General features: G+C 70.1%; 20 protein-coding genes and 1 tRNA gene. 13 read left to right on the top strand and 8 right to left on the bottom strand.

The window, feature by feature from the left end:
• The first annotated feature begins 31 nt into the window (after positions 1-31).
• Positions 32-1846: a tetratricopeptide repeat protein gene (locus tag ACFWP7_RS18860; RefSeq protein ID WP_384382658.1), complete on the top strand. Its 1815-nt coding sequence runs from the start codon at positions 32-34 to the stop codon at positions 1844-1846.
• A gap of 185 nt (positions 1847-2031) precedes the next feature.
• A tRNA-Met gene (locus ACFWP7_RS18855) sits at positions 2032-2105 on the top strand.
• Between the two features lie 82 nt (positions 2106-2187).
• Here the strand turns inward: ACFWP7_RS18855 and ACFWP7_RS18850 are convergent.
• Positions 2188-2604, bottom strand: coding sequence for a Fur family transcriptional regulator (locus tag ACFWP7_RS18850; RefSeq protein ID WP_384382657.1), 417 nt, complete (start codon positions 2602-2604; stop codon positions 2188-2190).
• A 124-nt stretch (positions 2605-2728) separates the two neighbouring features.
• Between ACFWP7_RS18850 and ACFWP7_RS18845 the strand changes: the two genes are divergently transcribed.
• The gene (locus tag ACFWP7_RS18845; RefSeq protein WP_384382656.1) at positions 2729-4198 is read left to right on the top strand and encodes a catalase; all 1470 of its coding nucleotides are present in this window, start codon (positions 2729-2731) and stop codon (positions 4196-4198) included.
• Positions 4199-4339: 141 nt separating this feature from the next.
• On the opposite strand, the gene ACFWP7_RS18840 is transcribed toward ACFWP7_RS18845, so the two are convergent.
• Complete coding sequence (locus ACFWP7_RS18840; protein ID WP_384382655.1) at positions 4340-4738, bottom strand: cyclic nucleotide-binding/CBS domain-containing protein; 399 nt, start codon at positions 4736-4738, stop codon at positions 4340-4342.
• Between the two features lie 429 nt (positions 4739-5167).
• On the bottom strand, positions 5168-5968 hold the full coding sequence (hisN, locus tag ACFWP7_RS18835; RefSeq protein ID WP_384382654.1) for a histidinol-phosphatase: 801 nt from the start codon (positions 5966-5968) through the stop codon (positions 5168-5170).
• A 501-nt stretch (positions 5969-6469) separates the two neighbouring features.
• On the opposite strand from hisN, the gene ACFWP7_RS18830 reads away from it, so the two are divergent.
• Positions 6470-7075 carry a TetR/AcrR family transcriptional regulator gene (locus ACFWP7_RS18830; RefSeq protein WP_384382653.1) on the top strand — a complete coding sequence of 202 codons (606 nt, stop codon included), beginning with the start codon at positions 6470-6472 and terminating at the stop codon, positions 7073-7075.
• A 3-nt stretch (positions 7076-7078) separates the two neighbouring features.
• On the opposite strand, the gene ACFWP7_RS18825 is transcribed toward ACFWP7_RS18830, so the two are convergent.
• Entirely contained in the window at positions 7079-8764 is a 1686-nt protein-coding gene (locus ACFWP7_RS18825) for an ABC transporter family substrate-binding protein (protein WP_384382652.1), read from the bottom strand.
• A gap of 170 nt (positions 8765-8934) precedes the next feature.
• Between ACFWP7_RS18825 and ACFWP7_RS18820 the strand changes: the two genes are divergently transcribed.
• Genes ACFWP7_RS18820 through ACFWP7_RS18810 form a run of 3 tightly spaced genes read left to right on the top strand, consistent with a single transcriptional unit; the run spans position 8935 to position 12622 of the window.
• Positions 8935-9921, top strand: coding sequence for an ABC transporter permease (locus ACFWP7_RS18820; RefSeq protein ID WP_384382651.1), 987 nt, complete (start codon positions 8935-8937; stop codon positions 9919-9921).
• A complete protein-coding gene (locus ACFWP7_RS18815) occupies positions 9918-10817 on the top strand; it encodes an ABC transporter permease (RefSeq protein WP_384382650.1) in 900 nt (299 codons plus the stop codon). Before ACFWP7_RS18820 ends, ACFWP7_RS18815 begins: the two co-directional genes overlap by 4 nt.
• Positions 10814-12622 (top strand): dipeptide ABC transporter ATP-binding protein, encoded by a 1809-nt coding sequence (locus tag ACFWP7_RS18810; protein WP_384382649.1) that lies wholly within the window; start codon positions 10814-10816, stop codon positions 12620-12622. The genes ACFWP7_RS18815 and ACFWP7_RS18810 overlap by 4 nt, the downstream gene beginning before the upstream one ends.
• A 28-nt stretch (positions 12623-12650) precedes the next feature.
• Here ACFWP7_RS18810 and ACFWP7_RS18805 read toward each other — a convergent pair whose 3' ends face one another.
• The 4 genes from ACFWP7_RS18805 to ACFWP7_RS18790 form a co-directional block, all read right to left on the bottom strand.
• The gene (locus ACFWP7_RS18805) at positions 12651-12974 is read right to left on the bottom strand and encodes a DMT family transporter (protein ID WP_384382648.1); all 324 of its coding nucleotides are present in this window, start codon (positions 12972-12974) and stop codon (positions 12651-12653) included.
• A gap of 149 nt (positions 12975-13123) precedes the next feature.
• Positions 13124-14134: a ribosome small subunit-dependent GTPase A gene (gene rsgA / locus ACFWP7_RS18800; RefSeq protein WP_384382647.1), complete on the bottom strand. Its 1011-nt coding sequence runs from the start codon at positions 14132-14134 to the stop codon at positions 13124-13126.
• A gap of 16 nt (positions 14135-14150) precedes the next feature.
• Positions 14151-15491 carry a 3-phosphoshikimate 1-carboxyvinyltransferase gene (aroA, locus tag ACFWP7_RS18795; RefSeq protein WP_384382646.1) on the bottom strand — a complete coding sequence of 447 codons (1341 nt, stop codon included), beginning with the start codon at positions 15489-15491 and terminating at the stop codon, positions 14151-14153.
• Positions 15492-15566: 75 nt separating this feature from the next.
• Entirely contained in the window at positions 15567-16289 is a 723-nt protein-coding gene (locus ACFWP7_RS18790; protein WP_384382645.1) for a M50 family metallopeptidase, read from the bottom strand.
• Positions 16290-16339: 50 nt separating this feature from the next.
• Between ACFWP7_RS18790 and ACFWP7_RS18785 the strand changes: the two genes are divergently transcribed.
• The 6 genes from ACFWP7_RS18785 to ACFWP7_RS18760 all read left to right on the top strand — a co-directional run bounded on the left by ACFWP7_RS18785 (position 16340) and on the right by ACFWP7_RS18760 (position 21824).
• Entirely contained in the window at positions 16340-17155 is an 816-nt protein-coding gene (locus ACFWP7_RS18785) for an SOS response-associated peptidase (protein ID WP_384382644.1), read from the top strand.
• Position 17156: 1 nt separating this feature from the next.
• Entirely contained in the window at positions 17157-17795 is a 639-nt protein-coding gene (locus ACFWP7_RS18780) for an alpha/beta family hydrolase (protein ID WP_384382643.1), read from the top strand.
• A gap of 258 nt (positions 17796-18053) precedes the next feature.
• Positions 18054-18746 (top strand): RNA polymerase sigma factor SigR, encoded by a 693-nt coding sequence (gene sigR, locus ACFWP7_RS18775; protein WP_384382697.1) that lies wholly within the window; start codon positions 18054-18056, stop codon positions 18744-18746.
• Positions 18743-19045, top strand: a complete 303-nt coding sequence (gene rsrA, locus ACFWP7_RS18770; RefSeq protein WP_384382642.1) for a mycothiol system anti-sigma-R factor — start codon at positions 18743-18745, stop codon at positions 19043-19045. Before sigR ends, rsrA begins: the two co-directional genes overlap by 4 nt.
• A gap of 152 nt (positions 19046-19197) precedes the next feature.
• Positions 19198-20586 carry an HD-GYP domain-containing protein gene (locus ACFWP7_RS18765; RefSeq protein WP_384382641.1) on the top strand — a complete coding sequence of 463 codons (1389 nt, stop codon included), beginning with the start codon at positions 19198-19200 and terminating at the stop codon, positions 20584-20586.
• On the top strand, positions 20583-21824 hold the full coding sequence (locus tag ACFWP7_RS18760) for an HD-GYP domain-containing protein (protein ID WP_384382640.1): 1242 nt from the start codon (positions 20583-20585) through the stop codon (positions 21822-21824). Before ACFWP7_RS18765 ends, ACFWP7_RS18760 begins: the two co-directional genes overlap by 4 nt.
• The last annotated feature ends 110 nt before the right edge of the window (positions 21825-21934 follow it).

The following is a 21934-nucleotide window of genomic DNA, read 5'->3' as shown; positions in this document are numbered from 1 at the left end:
CAGGTGTACCCAGGTTGCAGGTGGTGCGACGATGGACGTTATGGGGGACAAGGCAACTCTGTTGGATACAGGGCGTTTTGTGCAGCCTTCCGATCGGGACGAAACCGGCGAGGCTGTCGAGGAGGCACGCCAACGGCTCGCCGCGGAAGCCGGCGATGTCGAGGCGATGAGTGTCCTCGGAGCGATGCTGCTGCGCCGCGGTGATCTCGACGGAGCCGAGCCTCAGCTGCGCGCTGCCACCGCCGCCGGTGACCGCGCGGCCGCCAACAACCTGGGTGTCCTCCTGCACCAGCGCGGGTACGCCGAAGACGCCGCCGGCTGGTGGCGGATCGCCGCCGTCGCGGGCTCCGCGGCCGCCGCGCACGCCCTCGGCCGCTACCACCGCGAGCGCGGCGACGAGCCCGCCGCCGAGTACTGGCTGCGCCAGTCCGCCGAGCAGGGGCACGCGCTGGGCGCGTACGCGCTCGCGGATCTGCTGGAGCACCGCGCCGACGTGGGCGCGGAGCAGTGGATGCGGGCCGCCGCCGAGCGCGGGCACCGCGAGGCCGCGTACCGGCTGGCGCGGGCCCTCGACCGCAAGGTCGTGGACTCGGGCCGTGCCAGGGCCGACAACGGCGTCATCGGCGCCGGCGGTGAAGAGGCCGAACAGTGGTATCGGCAGGCCGCCGCACGCGGGCACCGGAGAGCTGCGCTGCATCTCGGGGCGATCCTGGAGAAGCGCGGCCAGCTCAAGGAGGCTGGGCGCTGGTATCTCACGTCCGCCAAGGACGGCGAGGCGCGGGCCGCCTGTGCGCTCGGCTTCCTGCTCCGGGATGCGGGCGACCCCGACAGTGCCGCCGTGTGGTGGCTGCGGGCCGCCCAGGACGGCGACGGGAACGCGGCCAACGCCCTGGGCGCGCTGCATGCCGAGCGCGGCGAGACGCAGACCGCCGAGCGCTGGTACCGCGCCGCGATGGACGCCGGCGATGTGAACGGGGCGTACAACCTCGGGCTGCTCTGTGCCGAGCAGGGGCGGACCGCGCAGGCCGAGCAGTGGTACCGGCGTGCCGCGTACGCGGGGCACCGCGAGGCGGCGAACGCGCTGGCCATCCTGCTGCTCCAGGTCGGTGACGCCGCCGGGGCCCAGCCGTGGTTCTCCAAGGCCGCGGAGGCCGGAAGCGTGGACGCCGCGTTCAATCTGGGGATTCTGCATGCCGGGCGGGGGACCGAGGACGACGACGCGGCGGCGCTGCGATGGTACGAGCGGGCCGCTGCCGCCGGGCACACCGAGGCGGCGCTTCAGGTGGCCATCGCGCGGCTGCGGGAGGGCGACGAGCGGGAGGCCGAGCGGCATCTGCGGGGTGCGGCGGGGGGCGGCAGCGCGGAGGCGGCGTACCGGCTGGCCGCCGTGCTCGACGCTCGGCGGCCGCCGGTGCCCGCACATGAGTTGGGCGAGCCCGCGCAGGAGAAGAGCGAGTGCGAGGAGTGGTACGAGCGGGCGGCGTCTCAGGGGCACCGCCGGGCGCAGGTGCGGGTCGGCATGCTGGCCGCCGCGCGGGGCGACGTGGTGGAGGCGGCGCGGTGGTACCGCGAGGCCGCGGAAGCCGGGTCGCGGAACGGTGCGTTCAATCTGGGGCTGCTGCTCGCTCGGGAGGGGAGTGAGCCGGAGGCCGCGGTGTGGTGGGAGCGGGCCGCTGACGCGGGGCACGGGCGGGCGGCGCTTCGGCTCGCGCTCGTGTACGCGCGGGGCGGGGAGCTTGCCGAGGGGCAGCGGTGGGCCGACCGGGCCGTGTCTCTTGGGCCCGCCGAGGTTTCCGAGCGGGCGGCTCGGCTGCGGGATGCGTTGCGGGAGGAGTTGTCGGCGTGAGGGTGGGGGTTCGGGTGGTGGGGGGGGGCGGGGATTTTCTTCGCCCCCTCCGCCCCTGCCCTTCCCGTATCTGGGGGCTCTGCCTCCAGACCCGCGGTCGCCCGAAGGGATCGTCCTCAAACGCCGGACGGGCTGAAAGGGATTTGCGCTGGTCCGCAGGGGTGACGTACTGTTCAGATCAACGGCGCGGGGTGGAGCAGCTCGGTAGCTCGCTGGGCTCATAACCCAGAGGTCGCAGGTTCAAATCCTGTCCCCGCTACTCAAGACCGAAGGCCCGGAACCAATGGTTCCGGGCCTTCGGTGTGTTCGGCTTCGGGTGCGCCGGGAAGGGCAGGAAGTCGTCAGGCCGCCGCGCAGTTCGGACAGAGGCCGCGGTAGGTCACCTCGACGTCCGAGACCGTGAAGCCGAAGCGCTCCGAGTCGGGGAGATCGCTGAGCGGGTTGCCGTCCGGGTGGACGTCGCGGATCGCGCCGCACCGGGCGCAGACCAGGTGGTGGTGCGGACGGTGGGCGTTCGGGTCGTACCGCTTGGCGCGCTTGTCGGTCGCCACTTCCAGCACCTCGCCGAGTGAGACCAGCTCGCCCAGCGTGTTGTAGACGGTCGCCCGGGAGATCTCGGGCAGCTTGGCGACGGCGCGTGCGTGTACCTCGTCGGCCGTCAGGTGGACGTGATCGCCGTCGAGGACTTCGGCCACGACACGCCGCTGCGAGGTCATCCGCCATCCGCGTCCGCGCAGTCGTTCCAACAGGTCACTCATAGGAGCCAGCCTAACAGTAAGAGGAACAGATCCCGAAGAGGTGTGACTTTGGAGCCTTGATTGATTTAGATATTGTCTAATGTAGGATCTGTTCTGGCAGTGGCCAAGGACAGAACTTGCAGGAATGACGCAGGAGGCGCACGTGACGCAGGGACCGCTTACGACGGAGGCCGGCGCGCCGGTGGCCGACAATCAGAACAGCGAGACCGCGGGTGTCGGCGGGCCCGCCCTCGTCCAGGACCAGGCGCTGCTGGAGAAGCTCGCGCACTTCAACCGTGAGCGGATCCCGGAGCGCATCGTGCACGCGCGTGGCGCCGGCGCGTACGGCACCTTCACGCTCACCCGTGACGTCTCACAGTGGACCCGCGCGAAGTTCCTCTCCGCGGTCGGCAAGCAGACCGAGACCTTCCTGCGGTTCTCGACCGTGGCCGGCAACCTCGGGTCCGCGGACGCGGTCCGTGACCCCCGCGGCTTCGCGCTGAAGTTCTACACCGAAGAGGGCAACTACGACCTCGTCGGCAACAACACCCCGGTGTTCTTCATCAAGGACGCCATCAAGTTCCCCGACTTCATCCACACGCAGAAGCGCGACCCGTACACCGGATCGCAGGAAGCCGACAACGTGTGGGACTTCTGGGGGCTCTCGCCCGAGTCCACGCATCAGGTGACCTGGCTCTTCGGCGACCGTGGTATCCCGGCGACGCTGCGCCACATGAACGGCTACGGGTCCCACACGTACCAGTGGAACAACGAGGCCGGTGAGGTCTTCTGGGTCAAGTACCACTTCAAGACCGATCAGGGCATCAAGAACCTCACCACCGAAGAGGCCGTCCGGCTCTCCGGTGTCGACCCCGACTCGCACCAGCGCGATCTGCGCGAGGCCATCGAGCGCGGTGACTTCCCGTCCTGGACCGTGCAGGTGCAGATCATGCCGGCGGCCGAGGCGGCGCACTACCGCTTCAACCCCTTCGACCTCACCAAGGTGTGGCCGCACGTGGACTATCCGCCCGTCGAGATCGGCAGGCTCGAGCTGAATCGCAACCCGGAGAACATCTTCGCCGAGGTCGAGCAGAGCATCTTCTCTCCGGCCCACTTCGTGCCGGGCATCGGGCCCTCGCCCGACAAGATGCTTCAGGGGCGGTTGTTCGCGTACGGCGACGCCCACCGCTACCGCGTCGGCATCAACGCCGACCACCTGCCGGTGAACCGGCCGCATGCCACCGAGGCGCGCACCAACTCGCGTGACGGCTTCCTGTACGACGGCCGCCACAAGGGTGCGAAGAACTATGAGCCCAACTCCTTCGGCGGTCCCCTCCAGACCGACCGTCCGCTGTGGGTGTCGACCCCGGTCTCCGGTGGAACCGGCAATCACGAGGCTCCCCTTCACGCCGAGGACGACGACTTCGTGCAGGCGGGCAATCTGTACCGGCTCCTCTCCGAGGACGAGAAGGTTCGGCTGATCGAGAATCTGGCGACGTTCATCGCCAAGGTCTCCCGGGACGACATCGCCGAGCGGGCGATCGCCAACTTCCGGCGGGCCGACGGGGAGTTCGGGAAGCGGTTGGAGGTTGCGGTTCTGGGGCTGAGGGGTTGAGGGGTTGAAAGGCCGAGGGGTTCAAGGGCTGAAGCGCTGAGGGGTTGAAGGGCTGACGGTCGGTGGCCGGCCGGAGCGCTTTTCGTCGGGGCGGGCCGGATCTCCTGAATCAGGGGGTCCGGCCCGTTTGCACGGGCGGGCTCAGACCTGTGCGGGTGTGCGTCGGCGGGTCGGGGCCCAGCAGCGGATGATGTCGCGGACCGAGACGATGCCGACGGGGCCTGCTCCGTCGAGCACGATCAGGTGCCGGAAGCCGCCGTGCGACATGGCCGCCGCGGCTTCCTCCAGGGTCCAGGCGGGGGCGGCGAAGACGACGTCGGTGGTGGTGTGACCGGCTGCGGTCTCCGTGTCGGGATTCTGGCCGAGGGCCACCGAGTTGAGGATGTCGCGCTCGGTGAGGATTCCTAGTCCGCTGGAGTCCTCGTCGAGGACTACGGCCGCGCCGATGCGGCGCGCGGACATCAGGCGGGCCGCCTGGCGGAGGGTGTGTGCCGGGCCGATGGTGAGGACCACCGTGCTCATGGCGTCGCGGACGAGCATGGGCTGGAGCCACCTCCTTGGTGAATCGCTTGTCCTGGTGGGGGCCGGTTGCTTGGCTGCGTTCAGAGCTTCGGCGGGGTGTCGATTCACTGGGTGTGTCCGGTGCTTCGGCGGGGTGTCGATTCACTGGGTGTGTCCCGTGCATCGGCGGGGTGTCGATTTACTGGGTGCGCCGGTTCTTCGGCGAGTGGCCGATTCGTCGGGTGCGTTCAGTTCGTCGGGAGGGTGCCGAGTCGCTGGGTGCGTTCAGGTCTTCGGCGGGGTGCCGAGTTCCTGGCAGCGGCGCCAAGTGTCCTGGCGGGCCGTCATGAGAAGCGGTTCACATGTTCACAAGTGGGGGGACTCTCAGAGTCGCAGGTAAAAGGAGGGTCAACAAGGGGGCGCGTGCGGCGAATTCGGGGCGCCCGGGGGGTGCGCAGGAGCCTCGGTTCAGTACCGCTGGTTCAGGTATCCCAGTAGTTCGTCGTGGAGGATGCCGTTCGATGCCGCCGCGTTGCCGCTGTGCGGGCCGGGGCGGCCGTCGAGGCCGGTGAAGGAGCCGCCCGCCTCCGTCACGATGATCGCGGTCGCCGCCATGTCCCAGAGCGACAGCTCGGGTTCGGCGCAGATGTCGACCGAGCCCTCGGCGACCATCATGTACGGCCAGAAGTCGCCGTAGCCGCGGGTGCGCCAGACGACCTTCGTGAGGTCGAGGAAGCCGTCGAGGCGGCCCTGGTTCTCCCAGCCGCTGAGCGACGAGTACGCGAAGGAGGCGTCCGTCATGCGCGAGACCTGGGAGACGCGGAGCGGGGAGGCCGAGGTGAGGCTGCGGCCCGTGAACGCGCCGTGGCCCTTCGCGGCCCACCAGCGGCGGCCGAGCGCGGGGGCGGAAACCACGCCGACGACCGGCTGGTAGCCGCCCTCGGCTGCCGCCATCAGGGAGATGAGGGTCGCCCAGACGGGTACGCCGCGTACGTAGTTCTTGGTGCCGTCGATCGGGTCGATCACCCAGCGGCGGGGGCCTGTGCCCTCGATGCCGTACTCCTCGCCGAGGATCGCGTCGCGCGGCCTTGCCCGCTGGAGCTGGCCGCGGATGAGTTCCTCGGCGGCCTTGTCGGCCTCGCTCACCGGGGTCATGTCCGGCTTGGTCTCGACCTTCAGATCGAGCGCCTTGAACCGGGCCATCGTGGCGGCGTCGGCGGCGTCCGCGAGGACGTGGGCGAGACGCAGGTCATCGTGATAGTCGGGCATGAGCGAACCGTATCTGCCCGTTCGTCGGGAGGGCTATACGGACTGGGGGATCTTCGTGGGGGCGGTGCGGGGGCGCGTGTCTGGCTGGGGTTGGCCGGCTGCGCGGGTGCGTGTGCCTTCGCGTTTCCGCCGGGGGTGGGTCGGGGCCGCGCCGGAGCCTCCGTCCTCGGTCTGGCGCGGAATCGGCCGTTCAGGAAGCTGACGGTGTTGACGCGCCAGCCGCTGCGGGCGGAGGTTCCGGCGCGGCCCCTTCGGTGGGGTGGCGGGTGCGGGTGCGTGGGGGCGTGCGTGCGTGCGCTGTGCGGTCGGCTCCGGGTGCCCAGCGGTGCCCAGCGGTGCCCGGTGGGCGCGTGCCCGTCCCGTTGGGTGAGCGGCTCGGCTTCGCCTTCGGGCGGGGGCGCGCGGTGGGGGCGTGCGCCTTGGGGTTGTCGCTAACCCTTGACAGTGAAGCTGTGCGCGTCAAATCTGAGCTGCGGAGCCGATCGCCCCAGGGAGGCGATGATGCCTGCTGCTCGGGAATCCCTTTTGGACGCCGCCTTTACGGCGCTTGCGCGTCGTGCGTGGTCTGCGGTGCGGATGGTTGATGTGGCCGCTGTCGCCGGGGTGTCGCGTCAGACGCTCTACAACGAGTTCGGGAGTAAGGAGGGGCTTGCGCGTGCCCTCGTACGGCGGGAGGCCGATGGCTATCTCGCGGGGGTCGAGCGGGTGTTGAGCGCTCATGCGGACGCGCGGGAGCGGCTGGTCGCGACGGCTGAGTGGACCGCGTCGGCGGCGCGGAGCAATGTGCTCGTACGGGCTTTGCTGACCGGGTGCTGGAGTGAGCGGCTGCCCTCGCCGACGCTCTCGGCGGTGCCCTCGTCGTCCGCCGTGCCCGCGCAGCGGCGGGCGGACGGGCCGCTGCCCTCGCCCGCGGACTTCGTGGCGCTGGTTCGCGACCGGGCCGTCGTCTCGCTCGGCGCGTCGAGGGCGGACGCGGCCGAACTCGCCCGCTCCTGCGAACTGGTCGTGCGTCTGTCGCTGTCCTGTGTGGCGGCGCCGCCCGGCGACGGCGGGATCACGGACCTGGTGAAGGCCGCGCTGACCCCGCCGCACCGGCTCAGCTCTTGAAGGTCATTTGTTGAGCCAGCCGACCTTCGTGAAGTCGTCGTCGGCCAGGCCGCCCGCACCGTAGTTGGCGAGGCCAGAGCGGACGGCGAGGACCTGGGGGCGCTGGTAGAGCGGGATGGAGTGGCCCAGGGCCCAGATCTTGGTGTCGGCCTCGTTGTAGAGCTTGGCCTGCTCGGTGGGGTCGGTGGTCTCGGCGGCCTGCTTCAGGAGGGTGTCGATCTCCGGGGAGCCGACGGAGCCGTAGTTCTCGTACAGGTTCTTTCCGTCGACCTGGCGGTAGATCGGGTAGGCCTCGGAGCGGAAGACCTGGTCCACCCAGCGGAAGCTGGCGAGCTCGAAGTTGCCGATGGTGATGTATTTCGAGAAGTAGTCGTTGGCGGGCACCTTCTTGATGGTGACCTTGATCCCGACCACCGCGAGCTGCGCCTGCACCAGCTCGGCCTGGTCCTCCTGGGCGGAGGTGCCGCCCGCGCTGAGGGTGTAGGAGAGGGTGAGCTGCTTGCCGTCCTTCTCCCGGGTGTCGCCGTTGAGCTTCCAGCCCGCCTCGTCGAGCAGCTTGCCCGCCGCGTCGAGGTCGTACGTGCCGTACGTACCGGAGTTGTCCTGGTAGCCGGCCTGGTTGGGCATGAAGAAGTGGCTGCCGTACGGCTCCAGTTCGACCGGGAGGTCCTTGCCGAAGGCGGTGGCGATGGACTTGCGGTCGATGGCGTGCTGGAGTGCCTGGCGGATGCGGACGTCCTTGAGCGGGCCGCTCGCGCCGTTGAGCGTGATGTGGACCTCGTCCCAGCGGGCGCCGGTGCGGATGTCCGTGTCGGCGGCCTTCACCAGGCGCTTGTAGTCCTCGGGGAGGATCGCCGAGGCGTAGTCGATCTCCTTGTTGAGGTACGCGTCCGTCCAGGCCGTGTAGTCCAGGGCGCGGAAGACGATGGAGTCCAGCTTGGGCTTCGTGCCCCACCAGTCGGGGTTCGGGACCGCGGTGATGGTCTGGGCGGTCTTGTCGTACGAGGAGATCTTGAAGGCGGCACCGGTGACCGGGATCTTCTCCGTCCAGCCCTTGTTGAACTTGGCCGGGGTGTCGATCCCCACCGCAGGCAGCAGCGGGTCGAACAGCCGCTTCCAGTCGGCGTACGGCGAGGAGTAGGTGACCTTCACCTGGTGGGCGTCGGCGCCCTGTTCGACCTTGCTGACCTGGTCGTAGCCGGAGGTGTTGGCGGCCTCGTACTCCTTGTTGGTGCCGTTGTTCGCCTTCCACAGGGCGTTGAAGTCACGCCAGCTCAGCGACTTGCCGTCGGACCACTTGGCCTTGGGGTTGAGCTTGTACACGACGACCTGGGGGCTGGTGGAGGTCACGGAGGCGGAGAGCAGGAAGTTCGTGTTCGGGTGGACCTCGCCGCGTGCGTCGGCGGAGAAGAGGTCGGGCTCGACGAGTTCGCTGATCTCGGCGGCGTCGCCCTGGTTGCCGTTGGCGGTGTAGCGGTTGAAGTCCGCGATGTACTGGGAGATCGGGAACTTGACGGTGCCGCCCTGCTGGATGTCGTCGAGCGGGTGGGCGTTGATCTGCTGGCTGCCGGCCGGGGCGGCGCTCTGCTGGGCCTGGGGCTTGTCGTCGTCGGACGAGCCGCAGCCGCTCACCAGCAACGCGGCGGCCGCGGTGGCGGCGGCCAGCGCTGCGGTGGGGGTTCTGCGCATGTCGGTGTCCTTTGTGGGTTGGACTGTTTGCCTATGCGGTCCGGCGAGCGCCGGCGGGCATCAGTGAACGCGCCGAACGTAGAACGGCTACGGCGGTCGTGGGAGCCGTTCTGGACTGCTGTCATGGTCTCTTCATGGCCACGTAACAGTGGGCCGGAAGGATGCGTTCCGTGCCTGCCTACCTGGCCAAGCGCCTCGGCTACTACGCCGTCCTGCTGCTGGCCGCCGTGTGCCTCTCCTATCTGCTGTCCTCGTATGCGCTCGACCCCCGCGCCTACTACGAGGGCCGGCAGCCGCCCATCTCCCCGGACGCGGTGAACCACCACCTCACCGCGATCGGTGTCAACGACCAGGAGCCGCTGCTCAGCCGCTTCCTGAGCTGGGCGGGGCACGCGGCCCGCGGTGACCTGGGGCAGACGATCGACGGCACCTCCGTCAACGCGGAGTTCGGCCGGCGCGTCGGGGTCAGCCTGCGGCTGTTGCTCGCGGGGACCCTGCTCGGCACGGTCGCGGGCGTGCTGACCGGAGCCTGGACGGCGGTGCGCCAGTACCGCCTCAGCGACCAGGCCGTGACCCTCGCGTCCTTCGCGCTGCTCTCGACTCCCGTGTTCCTGCTGGCGGTTCTGCTCAAGACCGGGGCCATCTGGTTCAACCAGACGACCGGGACGGATCTCATCCAGTTCACCGGGGAGAAGAGTCCGGGTCTAGAGGGCGGGTTCGGGACCGTGCTCAGGGACCGGGCGGTGCACCTGCTGTTGCCGACGCTTTCCGTCGCCCTCTTCGCCATCGCGAGCTACAGCCGCTACCAGCGCAACACCATGCTCGACGTGCTCGGCTCCGACTATCTGCGCACGGCGCGGGCGAAAGGGCTCAGCCGTCGGGCCGTACTGCTCAAGCACGGACTGCGGACGGCCCTGATCCCGATGTCGACGTATTTCTCGTACGGATTCCTCGCCCTCTTCACCGGCGCCATCTTCACCGAGACGATCTTCGGCTGGCATGGCATGGGGGAGTGGTTCATCGCCTCCATCGGCAAGAACGACGTCAACTCGGTCGTCGCCGTCAACCTCTTCGCGGCGGTCACCGTGCTGCTGTCCGGCTTCCTCGCGGATGTGCTGCACGCCGCGCTCGACCCGCGTATCCGGCAGGCGTCATGACGGCCACCATCGCCCCCACCGCGGTGGTAGGCCCGGTGGGGCGCGGGTCCGTGGTGCTGCGCCGCTTCGTCCGCCATCGGGGCGCGCTCGCCGGGGCCGTCGTCCTCGTGCTGCTGTTCCTGCTGGCCTTCGTCGGGCCGTACGTCACCCCGTGGTCGTACAGCCACATCGACTACACCGCGCTGCGGTCGGCGCCGAGCGCCGAGCACTGGTGGGGGACCAACCGGATCGGGCAGGACGTGTTCGCGCAGACCGTGCGGGGGCTTCAGAAGTCGTTGCTCATCGGGTTGTTGGTGGCGGTCTTCTCGACCGGGCTCGCTTCGTTGGTCGGTGCGTGTGCCGGGTACTTCGGGGGGTGGGCCGACCGGGCGCTGATGTTCTTCGTCGATCTGCTGCTGGTCTTCCCGTCCTTTCTCATCATCGCGGCCGTCTCGCCGCGGATGCCCAGCGGCAGCTGGTTCGTGCTCGTCGTGCTGCTCGCCGTCTTCGGGTGGATGATCACCGCGCGGGTGGTGCGGTCGATGACACTGTCCTTGAAGGAGCGCGAATTCGTGCGCGCGGCACGGTTCATGGGGGTCGGCCCGTTCCGGATCATCTGGCGGCATGTGCTGCCGAACGTCGCCTCATTTCTGATCATCGACGCGACCATCGCGGTGGGCGGGGCCGTGATGAGCGAGACCGCGCTGTCGTACTTCGGGTTCGGCGTCCAGTCCCCCGACGTCTCGCTCGGCACGCTGATCGCCTCGGGGACCGGTGCGGCCGTGACGTACCCCTGGATGTTCTTCTTCGCGGCCGGGCTCCTGGTCGTGTTCGTGCTGGCGGTGAACCTGGTGGGGGACGGGCTGCGGGACGCGCTGGATCCGACCTCGCGCCGAAGGAAAGGGGCCTCCCGGTGACCTCGGTGACCACGGTGCTCGAAGTGGCCGGTCTGGACGTCGACTTCGACGGCAGACCCGCCGTCCGTGACGTGAGCTTCTCGCTGGCCCGGGGCGAAGTCCTCGGCCTGGTCGGTGAGTCGGGCTCGGGGAAGTCCGCCACCGCGCTCGCCGTCCTTGGACTGCTACCCGACAACGCGACTGTACGAGGGTCCGTACGGCTCGACGGACAGGAGCTGATCGGCGCCGGTGAAAGGGAGTTGACGCGGATCAGGGGCAGCCGCGTCTCCATGGTCTTCCAGGACCCGCTCTCCGCGTTCACGCCGGTCTACCGGATCGGCGACCAGATCGCGGAGGCCGTACGAGCACATCAGGACGTCTCCCGGGAACGCGCCCTGGAGCGTGCGGCCGAACTGCTCGACCTCGTCGGCATTCCCGCGTCGCGGGCGCGAGCGTTCCCGCACGAGTTCTCCGGCGGAATGCGTCAGCGCGCCATGATCGCCATGGCGATGGCGAACGAACCCGACGTGATCCTCGCCGACGAGCCGACCACCGCCCTCGACGTCACCATCCAGGCCCAGGTCCTCGACGTGCTGCGCACGGCCCAGCGGGAGACCGGCGCCGCCCTGCTCCTGGTCAGCCACGACCTCGGCGTGATCGCCGGGATGGCGGACCGGGTGGCCGTCATGTACGAGGGGCGGGTGGTCGAGGCGGGGACGGCCGTGGAGGTGTTCGGGCGGCCGCGGGAGCCGTACACCCGGCAGCTGATCGCGGCCGTGCCCCGACTTGACGACGTACGGCCCCGTGCGACCGAACTCCGCACGGGAGAACCCGTGTTGAAGGTGCGCGGGCTCACCAGGACCTTCCCCCTCCTCAAGGGGAGCGTCTTCAGGCGGCGGGTCGGCAGCGTGTACGCCGTCGACGGCGTCGATCTCGACATCCGGCGCGGCGAGACCCTCGCGCTCGTCGGGGAGTCGGGGTCGGGCAAGTCGACGACCCTCTTCGAGCTGCTCGAACTGGCCGCGCCCGAGGGCGGGACCGTGGAGTTGTTCGGGCAACGGCTCGGGACACTGGGGAAAGCCGAGCTGAAGGCGCTGCGCCGGCGGATGCAGATCGTCTTCCAGGATCCGATGGCCTCCCTCGACCCGCGTCTGCCGGTCGGCGACATCATCGCCGAGCCCTTGCGCACCCAGGGCGCCGACCGGTCGACGATCGCCCGGCGCGTCCCCGAGCTGCTCGCCCAGGTCGGGCTCGAAGCGGCGCACGCCGAGCGCTACCCGCACGAGTTCTCCGGCGGTCAGCGCCAGCGCGTCGGCATCGCGCGGGCGCTGTCGGTCGAACCGGAGCTGCTGGTCCTCGACGAGCCGGTGTCCGCGCTGGACGTCTCCGTCCAGGCCGGAGTCCTCGAACTCCTCGACCGGCTGAAGAAAGAGCTGGGGCTCGCCTATCTGTTCGTCTCGCACGACCTGTCCGTCGTACGGCACATCGCGGACCGCGTGAGCGTCGTCTACCTCGGCCGGACCGTCGAGTCGGGCTCGGTCGAGGAGGTCTTCGAGCGACCCCGGCACCCGTACACACAGGCCCTGCTGTCCGCCGTACCGCTGCCCGACCCGGAGCGTGAACGCGAGCGGCAGCGCACCCGGATCCTGCTGGCCGGGGACCCGCCGAGCCCGACCGAGCGGTACGAGGGCTGTCGGTTCCGGGCCCGCTGCCCGCTGTACGCGGGGCTCGCCGAGGGGGAGCGGAAGAAATGCGCCCACGACGTGCCCGTGCTGGACGGGGACGGGGCGGCCTGTCATTTCCCGCGGGTACGCGAGGTCATCTGACTTTCAGTGAGCCGGACCTGAGTGGCCGTCAGTGCGCCGAGCCCGAGAGCTGAAGCCCGATGACCCCCGCGATCACGAAGCCGATCGAGACGATCTTCAGAGTCGATACCAGATCGCCGAGAAAGATCATGCCGTAGATCGCCGTGCCCGCCGCGCCGATGCCGGTCCACACCGCGTACGCGGGGCCGACGTCCAGCTTCTTCAGGGAGAGGGTCAGCAGGCCGAAGCTGCCGAGCGCGAAGATGCAGAACGCGACCGTGGGCCAGAGTCTGGTGAAGCCGTGCGAGAGCTTCAGGCAGACTGCGAAACCGGTTTCCAGCAGTCCTGCCACAACGACCAGCAGCCATGCCATGGCTTGTCCTCCCACGTCCGAACGTCGACTGCTTGGTCTGGTGTGTGTGGTTCAGGTCAGCGGTTTCCCGGGGCACTCGGTGCGATTATGCATTTACCGGCGCGGTACGGGCGCAAACAACGCGGAGGTCACCCGGCGAACAAACCGGGTCAGTCGCCCTCGTGCCGCTCCCGCGTCGCGAGCAGCCGGCGCAGCGAGTAGAGCCGCGCGGGGTCCGCGTGACCGTCGGCCACCCACTGGTCCAGTGCGCAGTCCGGCTCGTCGTGACTGCACGCGCGCGGGCAGCCCTCGGTGCCCGGTTCGAGGTCGGGGAAGGCCTTGATGACGCGGGACGGATCCACGTGGTGCAGGCCGAAGGACCGCAGGCCCGGGGTGTCGACGACCCAGCCCGCGCCTTCCGGCAGCGGGATCGCGCGTGCCGAGGTCGTGGTGTGCCGGCCGCGGCCGGTGACGGCGTTGACATGGCCGGTGGTGCGCCGCCGGTCCCGTGCGACGAGCGCGTTGACCAGGGTCGTCTTGCCGACGCCGGAGTGTCCGATGAACGCCGTGATCTTGTTGTTCAGTTGCTCCCGGACCCGGTCCACCGCGTGGCCGTCCTCGAACTCCTCGCGGGTGGTGACGACGTAGGGGATGTCCAAGTCGCCGTACAGCTCAAGGAGTTTGTCCGGCGGGGCGAGGTCCGACTTCGTCAGCACGAGGAGAGGTTCCAGTCCGCCGTCGTACGCCGCCACCAGGCAGCGGTCGATCAGGCGCGGGCGCGGCTCGGGGTCGGCGAGGGCCGTGACGATGGCGAGCTGGTCGGCGTTGGCGACGACCACGCGCTCGAACGGGTCGTCGTCGTCGGCCGTGCGGCGCAGGACCGAGGTACGCGGCTCGATACGGACGATGCGGGCGAGGGTGTCCTTGGCGCCGGACAGGTCACCGATGATGGCGACACGGTCGCCGACCACCGCCGCCTTGCGGCCCAGTTCGCGGGCCTTCACGGCCATCACGACACGGTCGTCGACCAGGCAGGTGAGCCGTCCTCGGTCGACGGTGAGGACCATGCCCTCCGAGGCGTCCTCGTGCTTGGGGCGGATGTTCGTACGCGGACGGTTGCCCTTGCGGTTCGGGCGGGTGGGGATGTCGTCCTCGTCGGGGTTCTTGCCGTAGCGGCGCATGATCGTGATCCGCCCGTCAGTTCCCGAGCATTCCGGTCCACAGATCGGGGAAGTCCGGGAGGGTCTTCGCCGTCGTCGCCACGTTCTCGATCTGTACGCCCTCCACCGCCAGACCGATGATCGCGCCTGCGGTCGCCATCCGGTGGTCCTCGTAGGTGTGGAAGATGCCGCCGTGCAGTCGGCGCGGGCGGATGTGCAGGCCGTCGGCGGTCTCGGTGACATCGCCGCCGAGTTCGTTGATCTCCTTGGTGAGCGCGGCCAGGCGGTCCGTCTCGTGCAGGCGCAGATGAGCCACGCCGTGCAGCGTCGAGGGGGAGTCGGCGAGCGCCGCCACCGCCGCGATGCCCGGGGTCAGCTCGCCGACCTCGCTCAGATCCACGTCGATGCCGTGCACCGAGCCCGAGCCGGTGAACTCCAGGCCCGCCTCGGTCAGTTCGCAAGAACCGCCCATGTCGGTGAAGATCTCGCGCAGCCTGTCGCCGGGCTGGGTGGTGTGCGCGGGCCAGTCGGGGACGACGACCTTGCCGCCGGTCACCAGGGCCGCCGCCAGGAACGGCTGCGCGTTGGACAGGTCCGGCTCGACGGTGAGGTCCCGGCCGAGCAGGGCGCCCGGCGTGACCCGCCAGACGTTGGGCTCGCCGCCCGACTCCGGGGTGTCCACCTGGGCGCCGACCGCGCGCAGCATGTCGACCGTCATCCGGATGTGCGGCATGGAGGGCAGCGAGGAGCCGGTGTGGCGGACCTCCACGCCCTGGTTGAAGCGCGGGCCGGAGAGCAGGAGGGCGCTCACGAACTGGGAGGACGAGGACGCGTCGATCTCCACCGGGCCGCCGTCCAGGGCGCCGCCGCCGTGCACGGTCAGCGGCAGGGTGCCGCGGCCGTCGTCGTCGATCCGGGCGCCGAGCAGGCGCAGCGCGTCGATCACACCGTTCAGCGGGCGCTCGTACGAACGCGGGTCGCCCTCGAAGCGGATGGGGCCGTCGGCGAGCGCGGCGACCGGAGGCAGGAAACGCATCACCGTGCCGGCGTTGCCGACGTCCACCGTGGCCGGGCCGTGCAGGCCCGAGGGGATGACCCGCCAGGCCTCGCCCGAGGCGTCCGGGCCCGCGGCGACCGTGGAGCTGGACGACACCGTCTCCTCGATGCCCACGCCCATCGCACGCAGCGCGCCCGCCATCAACAAGGTGTCGCGGGAGCGGAGCGGGCGGCGCAGCCAGCCGGGCTCGGAGGCGAGCGCCGCGAGGACGAGGGCGCGGTTGGTGACCGACTTGGACCCCGGTACGTGGACCGTCGCGTCGACGGCTCCGCTTGCGTGCGGGGCGGGCCAGAGGGCGGTGTGGGCGGGGTTAACGGTCATGCGCCCCACTTTAGTGGGGGTTCGCTGTGCTGGGTTTGGCCGGGGAACGGCCCCGCGCCGCCGAGTTCCCGGACGTCACACCTCCAGGAGCCACCGGCCCCCGCCTATCAGGGAGCACAGGGACACCGCGTGGAACAGGAAGAGCCACAGACCCGCCGGTACGTGCGTGAGGCGGGACAGCTGGTCCGCGTCGGAGTCGCCCGCGCCGCCGCGGCTTCGCTTGGCCTGCAGTTCGAAGGCCGGGCGAACGCCTCCGACCAGCAGGAACCACACCACCGCGTACGCGAACGCCGCCTGGACCTGGGGGCCGGCGAGCCAGGACACCACCACGAAGGTGCCGCCGGTCAGGAGCACCGTGAGCGCGCCGTACGCGTTGCGGATCATCACCAGCATCGCCAGCAGCAGGGCCGTGGCCAGCCACAGCAGGGCGGTGATGTGGCCGGCGCCGAGCAGTGCGGCGCCGCCGAGGCCGAGCAGCGGGGGAGCGGTGTAGCCCGAGGCGGCGGTGAGGATCATGCCGAGCCCGGTGGGCTTGCCGCGGCTGACGGTGAGGCCGCTGGTGTCGGAGTGCAGTCGTATACCGCTCAGGCTGCGCCCGGTGAGCAGGGCGACCAGACCGTGGCCGCCCTCGTGCGCGATGGTGATGGCGTTGCGGGCGAGCCGCCAGACGCCGTGCGGGACGGTCACGGCGAGGGCCGCGACCAGGGTGGCGATCACCACCCACAGATCGGGGTCCGGCTGGCTCCCGAAGATCTCGTCCCAGAGCCCTGAGAGCGAGGTGGCTGCGGTGCTGTCCATTGTCGGCGGTGGCTCCCTCTGGGGTCGTGGAATCTGGCAGTGTGGCACGTATGTGCGGACGGTATGCAGCGAGTCGTGGCCCCGAGGATCTCGCAGGAATCTTTGAGATCGAGCAGTGGGAGCCCGAGGAGACTCTGGCCCCCGATTTCAACGTGGCCCCGACCAAAGAGGTCTACGCGGTTCTCGACCGTCCCGTTAAGGACGCCGATACCCCGGAACCGGTTCGTCAGCTGCGCACACTCAAGTGGGGGCTCGTTCCGTCCTGGGCCAAGACGCCCGAGGGCGGTGCGCGGATGATCAACGCGCGCGCCGAGACCGTCCACGAGAAGCCCTCGTACCGCCGTGCCTTCGCCACCCGGCGCTGCATCATCCCCGCCGACGGTTACTACGAGTGGGTCACCGGCGCCGGGGAGCGCGATCTGGAGGTCGAGGGGAAGAAAAAGCGGCCGCGCAAGCAGCCGTACTTCGTGACGCCGGCCGACGGCTCGGTCTTCGCGATGGCCGGGCTGTACGAGTTCTGGCGGGACAAGACGCTGCCCGACGAGCATCCGCTGGCCTGGTGGGTGACGTGTTCCGTCATCACGACCGAGGCGGAGACCACGCCGCTCGCGGTCGCTCCCGGCGACGGGCCGCACGCGCTGGCCGACATCCATCCCCGTATGCCCCTGATGCTCACACCGGATCGCTGGGACGCGTGGCTGGATCCCGCGCGGACGGACGTCGAGGACCTGCGCTCGCTGCTCGCTCCGCCTCCGGCGGGGTTGATGCGGGCGTATCCCGTCTCCACGGCCGTGAGCAATGTGCGGAACAACGGGCCGGAGCTGTTGAAGGAGCTGGAAGGGCCAGAAGAGGGCACACTCTTCTGACGTGAGTTCTGATGTGACCGAGGTCGTTGAAACGGACGCTGGCACCGCCCGCGTCACCTGGCACCAGGCGCGTGACGCGCGGCTTGTTCTTGCCGTCAGCCATGGGGCGGGTGGGGGAATCGAGGCGCGGGATCTTCAGGCGCTGGCGGCGGTGCTGCCGGCGCACGGGGTGAGTGTCGCGCTGGTCGAGCAGCCCTGGCGGGTGGCCGGCAAGAAGGTGGCGCCCGCGCCGAAGACGCTCGACGTGGGGTGGCGTGGGGTGTGGCCCGCGGTGGCCGAGCCCGGGCTTCCGGTGATCGCGGGCGGGCGCAGCGCCGGAGCCCGAGTGGCCTGTCGTACCGCGGTGGAGCTGGGCGCCGCTGCCGTACTCGCGCTCAGTTTCCCCCTGCACCCGCCGGGCAGGCCCGAGAAGTCGCGCGCCGGCGAGCTGCTCGGCTCCGGGGTGCCCACCCTCGTCGTACAGGGCGGGAACGATCCGTTCGGGAAACCCGAGGAGTTCCCGGCGGGGTCGTACGAGATCGTCGAGGTGCCGTACGGCGATCATGGCTTCGCCGTCCCGAAAAGGGCGCCGATCGACCAGGACGAGGCCGTGAGGATCGTCACTGACGGTGTGGTGAAGTGGACCTCGTCACTCGGGTAACCCCCGGGAATGTTGAGCGGCGGACCTCTGTTGACCGGATACAGACAGCACGGAGCGTGTGCTGGACCGTTCGTACGAGAGGAAGTCCGCCGCATGGGTTCGACCATCTGCCCGAGCCGCAACAGCAGCGCTGACCTGGACTGGACGGTGCTGCACGCGGGTAAGAACGCGCCTATTCGGGCGGCGGCGGGTGTCGATGTTCGTCTATCCTCCGATTCCAGTGGGACCGGTCTCGGTCTCGCTACGTCGCTGGAGGAGGTGGGTCCGGTCACTGGGACCGACGCAGGGACCGAACATGGCCAGGCGGACCAGCCCGAGGGCCAGGGCACGAGCGACGCGACGACGGAATCATCCACGGAGCGCAGCGCGCGCTTCGAGCGGGACGCGCTCGAATTCCTCGACCAGATGTACTCGGCCGCGTTGCGCATGACGCGCAATCCGGCCGATGCCGAGGACCTGGTGCAGGAGACGTACGCGAAGGCGTACGCGTCCTTCCACCAGTTCCGCGAAGGCACCAACCTCAAGGCGTGGCTCTACCGCATCCTCACCAACACCTTCATCAACTCCTACCGCAAGAAGCAGCGTGAGCCCCAGCGCAGTGCGGCCGAGGAGATCGAGGACTGGCAGCTGGCGCGCGCCGAGTCGCACATGTCGACCGGCCTGCGTTCGGCCGAGTCGCAGGCGCTCGACCACCTGCCCGACTCGGACGTCAAGTCGGCTCTGCAGGCGATCCCCGAGGAATTCCGGATCGCCGTCTATCTCGCGGACGTAGAGGGCTTTGCGTACAAGGAGATCGCCGACATCATGGGGACACCCATCGGCACCGTGATGTCCCGACTGCACCGGGGCCGTCGCCAACTGCGCGGCATGCTCGAGGACTACGCGCGTGACCGCGGGCTGGTTCCGGCCGGTGTCGGAGAGTCGAACGAAGCGAAAGGCTCGGGCTCATGAGCTGCGGAGAGCCGCACGAGACGGACTGCAGTGAGGTACTCGACCATCTTTACGAGTTCCTCGACCACGAGATGCCGGATTCGGACTGCACCAAGTTCGAAGTGCACTTCGAGGAGTGCTCGCCGTGCCTGGAGAAGTACGGGCTCGAGCAGGCCGTGAAGAAGCTGGTCAAGCGGTGCTGCGGACAGGACGATGTGCCGACCGATCTGCGCGCCAAGGTCATGGGCCGCATCGATCTGATCCGGTCCGGGCAGACCGTGCCCGAGCATGACGTGGCCGCCGCGCCCCAGGAGTCCTGAGCCACCGGCCCGGAGGCGTCCCCGCAGGGCTTCTCGTCACCCGTACGTGCTAATCCGTGGGCTCTGAGCCCACGGATTGGGCCGTTGGTGTCCCCCGGCCTTTCCCACCGCCCTAGGCTCCGGAGTTCTGGAGTCGGGGAGGGGACGAGGAGATGGGGTCGGTGCCGGCCTGGGCCCGTGTGTACGTGGCCTGTGTCGTTCTCGCTGCCCTGGCCTGTCTCGCCCCGCTGCCGGCCGTCCGGGTTCCCTGGTGGATCGTCGCGCTGCTCTCCGCGCTGTACGCCGGGTGTGAGCGGATCACCCTCCCGCGTGGACCGAGGACCGCGGGTGTCCCCGGCCGCGAGGCCCCCAGAGGGATGGGCACCTTTCTCCCCGTGCTGCTCGCCGGGGCCTTTCTGCTACCGCCTCCGGCCGCCGCGCTCGTCGCGCTGTCGGGGGCTCTGTTCGCCCGGGTCGAGCAGCGGCCGCGCCGACTGCGCCGGGTCTGGCGGGCCGCGCAGCTCGCCGTAGCGATCTGGGCGGCCTCCCGGGTGCACTGGGCGCTGGGCGGCCGGGACGCCGTGGTCGCGCCGCACTTCCCGTACGCGCTCGTGCCCGCCGGGGCCGCGGTGCTGACCTTCTGCCTGGTGCTCACCCTCCTCGACGGCGGCATTCTCGCGCTGGCCGAGCGGGTGCCGGTGCGCGGCGCCTGGCGCGGCCTCTTTCCGCGCTCGCTCGCGCCCGCCGCCGTGCACGGGCTCGCGGGGCTGATGATGGCGGTGCTGTGGCGCAGTCCGTACGGGCCCGTCGCCGCGCTGCTCGTGCTGTTGCCGATGTACGTCTCCTGCTGGGTGTTCGCCCAGTACCACCGGGAACGGGCCGCCCACCAGGCCACCATTCGCGCACTCGTCCAGGCCGTCGACATCAAGGACGAGTACACGCGCGGACACAGTGAGCGGGTCGGGCAGGCGTCGATGATGATCGCCCGTGAACTCGGCATGGACGACGAGCGGGTCGAGGTACTGCGGTTCGCCGGGATCCTGCACGACGTGGGGAAACTAGGGGTTCCCACCCGGTTGTTGCAGAAGGACGGGCCGCTGACCCCCGAGGAGCGGCGGGTGATCGAGCTGCATCCCGAGTACGGGCACGAGATGGTGCGGGGCATCGGGTTTCTGGGGGAGGCTCGGTCGGCGATTCTGCATCACCATGAGCGGCTGGACGGGAGCGGATACCCGTACGGGCTGATCGGGGCGCAGATTCCGGAGTTCGCCCGGGTGGTGGCTGTCGCGGACGCCTTCGACGCGATGACGTCCACGCGGTCCTATCGCCGGGCGCGGCCGGTGCCGGCGGCGCTGGAGGAGCTCGAGCGGTGTGCGGGGGCGCAGTTCGATCCGGGGGTGGTGGGGGCGTTGACGCGGGCGCTCGGCCGGTACGGGTGGCATCCCGCCGTTACGGCTGATACCCACACGCCACTGCGCGGCGGTGTCTGCCCGCCCGCTGCGCCACCTGTTTCCAGTCGGATGGATGGGCACCCTGCAAACGTCGGCAGGAGAGGCCCGTGAGTCCCCCGCTCGCCCTCACCCTCGCCCGTACCCTCGCCCTCCTCCTTGCCCTCGTCTCCCTTGCCGTCGTCCTCTGGACCGGCGTCGAAGACCGCTCTGCGGCCCTCGCCTTCGGCATCCTCATCGCCGTGGGGGAGCTCACCCGGTGGAGTGGCGGCGAGGAGCGGGAGTCCGCGCCGCTCGGGGCCGCGGGGGCGCTGTCGTACGCGCTGCTCGGGGAGAACGCCGGGCAGGCCACGCATCACGGGGTGCCACAGGTCGTCGCGGTGGTCGCGGCGGCCGCTCTTCTGGGGTGTGTGCCGCATGTGGCGAGGGGGCACGGGCCGACCGCCGACCACCTCACGCGGCGGGTGCTCACCGTCGGATTCGCGGCCGTCTGCTTCCAACCCCTCTACAACCACGGGGAGTTCCTGGAATGGGGCGGTCCGGCGTACGCCCTGTTGCTGGTCGCGCTGCTGGTCCTCACCGCTCTCTGTGACGCCGTACTCGCGGCGGCGATGAAGCATTCGCGGACCCGGTGGCCGTTCGGGCCGCTGCTGCGGGACGAGTTGCGGGCCATGCCGGGGATCGGGTCCGCCGTGTGTGCGACGGGGGCCGTGATGGCGCCGGCCGTCGCGGTGGTCGGGCTCTGGGCGCTGCCCGTGTTCTCGCTGCCGTTGCTGCTCACCCAGCTGTCCTTCCGGCGGTATGCCGCCGTGCGGGTCACCTACCGGCAGACCATCGCCTCGCTGGCCAGGGCCACCGAGATCGCGGGGTACACACCTGCCGGGCACGCCCGGCGGGTGGCCGCGCTCAGCCGGGCCGTCGGGCGCGAGCTGGGACTTTCGGAGGCCGACCTGACCGTGTTGGAGTACGCGGCACTGATGCACGACATCGGACAGCTCAGCCTCCTCGATCCGGTTCCGGCCGGGGCCACCGCCGTGCTCCCCGCGGACGAACAGCGGCGGATAGCGCTGCTCGGCGGCGCCGTCGTACGGCAGACGGGTGTCGACGCGGAGGTGGCGGTGGTGGTGGAACGGCAGGCCGATCCCTACCGGGAGCAACCGGTCACCGCCCGGATCGTGCGGGTCGTGAACGCATACGAGGAGATGGCCAGGGAAGCAGGGCCAACGGGCCCTCTCACGGCGCTGGAGAAGCTGCGCCTGGGCACCGCCCGCGACTATCAGCCGGAGGTGGTGGAGTCGCTGGCCAGGGTGCTGTTGCAGAATCGGGGGGCCGCGCGTGAGCGCGTCGGCTGAGGGTGGTGGCGGGAGACGGGCGGGCGGCCTTAGCCTGCCCCAGGCTGGGTAACCCATGGGTAATGAGCGGCCGTCGGACGGTACGTGGTTGGATGCGAGGAAGAGGGTGT

The organism is Streptomyces sp. NPDC058470, assembly GCF_042721055.1.
Lineage (GTDB): Bacteria > Actinomycetota > Actinomycetes > Streptomycetales > Streptomycetaceae > Streptomyces.
Note: the sequence above shows the minus strand (reverse complement) of the source record. Positions and strands in the feature narration are given on the sequence as shown.

What these genes read in the sequence shown, in the direction of transcription:
- ACFWP7_RS18860 (WP_384382658.1), top strand. Translation starts at nt 32, where the DNA reads ATGGACGTTATGGGGGACAAGGCAACTCTGTTGGATACAGGGCGTTTT.
- ACFWP7_RS18850 (WP_384382657.1), bottom strand. Translation starts at nt 2,604, where the DNA reads ATGAGTGACCTGTTGGAACGACTGCGCGGACGCGGATGGCGGATGACC.
- ACFWP7_RS18845 (WP_384382656.1), top strand. Translation starts at nt 2,729, where the DNA reads ATGACGCAGGAGGCGCACGTGACGCAGGGACCGCTTACGACGGAGGCC.
- ACFWP7_RS18840 (WP_384382655.1), bottom strand. Translation starts at nt 4,738, where the DNA reads ATGCTCGTCCGCGACGCCATGAGCACGGTGGTCCTCACCATCGGCCCG.
- hisN (WP_384382654.1), bottom strand. Translation starts at nt 5,968, where the DNA reads ATGCCCGACTATCACGATGACCTGCGTCTCGCCCACGTCCTCGCGGAC.
- ACFWP7_RS18830 (WP_384382653.1), top strand. Translation starts at nt 6,470, where the DNA reads ATGCCTGCTGCTCGGGAATCCCTTTTGGACGCCGCCTTTACGGCGCTT.
- ACFWP7_RS18825 (WP_384382652.1), bottom strand. Translation starts at nt 8,764, where the DNA reads ATGCGCAGAACCCCCACCGCAGCGCTGGCCGCCGCCACCGCGGCCGCC.
- ACFWP7_RS18815 (WP_384382650.1), top strand. Translation starts at nt 9,918, where the DNA reads ATGACGGCCACCATCGCCCCCACCGCGGTGGTAGGCCCGGTGGGGCGC.
- ACFWP7_RS18805 (WP_384382648.1), bottom strand. Translation starts at nt 12,974, where the DNA reads ATGGCATGGCTGCTGGTCGTTGTGGCAGGACTGCTGGAAACCGGTTTC.
- rsgA (WP_384382647.1), bottom strand. Translation starts at nt 14,134, where the DNA reads ATGCGCCGCTACGGCAAGAACCCCGACGAGGACGACATCCCCACCCGC.
- aroA (WP_384382646.1), bottom strand. Translation starts at nt 15,491, where the DNA reads ATGACCGTTAACCCCGCCCACACCGCCCTCTGGCCCGCCCCGCACGCA.
- ACFWP7_RS18790 (WP_384382645.1), bottom strand. Translation starts at nt 16,289, where the DNA reads ATGGACAGCACCGCAGCCACCTCGCTCTCAGGGCTCTGGGACGAGATC.
- ACFWP7_RS18785 (WP_384382644.1), top strand. Translation starts at nt 16,340, where the DNA reads ATGTGCGGACGGTATGCAGCGAGTCGTGGCCCCGAGGATCTCGCAGGA.
- rsrA (WP_384382642.1), top strand. Translation starts at nt 18,743, where the DNA reads ATGAGCTGCGGAGAGCCGCACGAGACGGACTGCAGTGAGGTACTCGAC.
- ACFWP7_RS18765 (WP_384382641.1), top strand. Translation starts at nt 19,198, where the DNA reads ATGGGGTCGGTGCCGGCCTGGGCCCGTGTGTACGTGGCCTGTGTCGTT.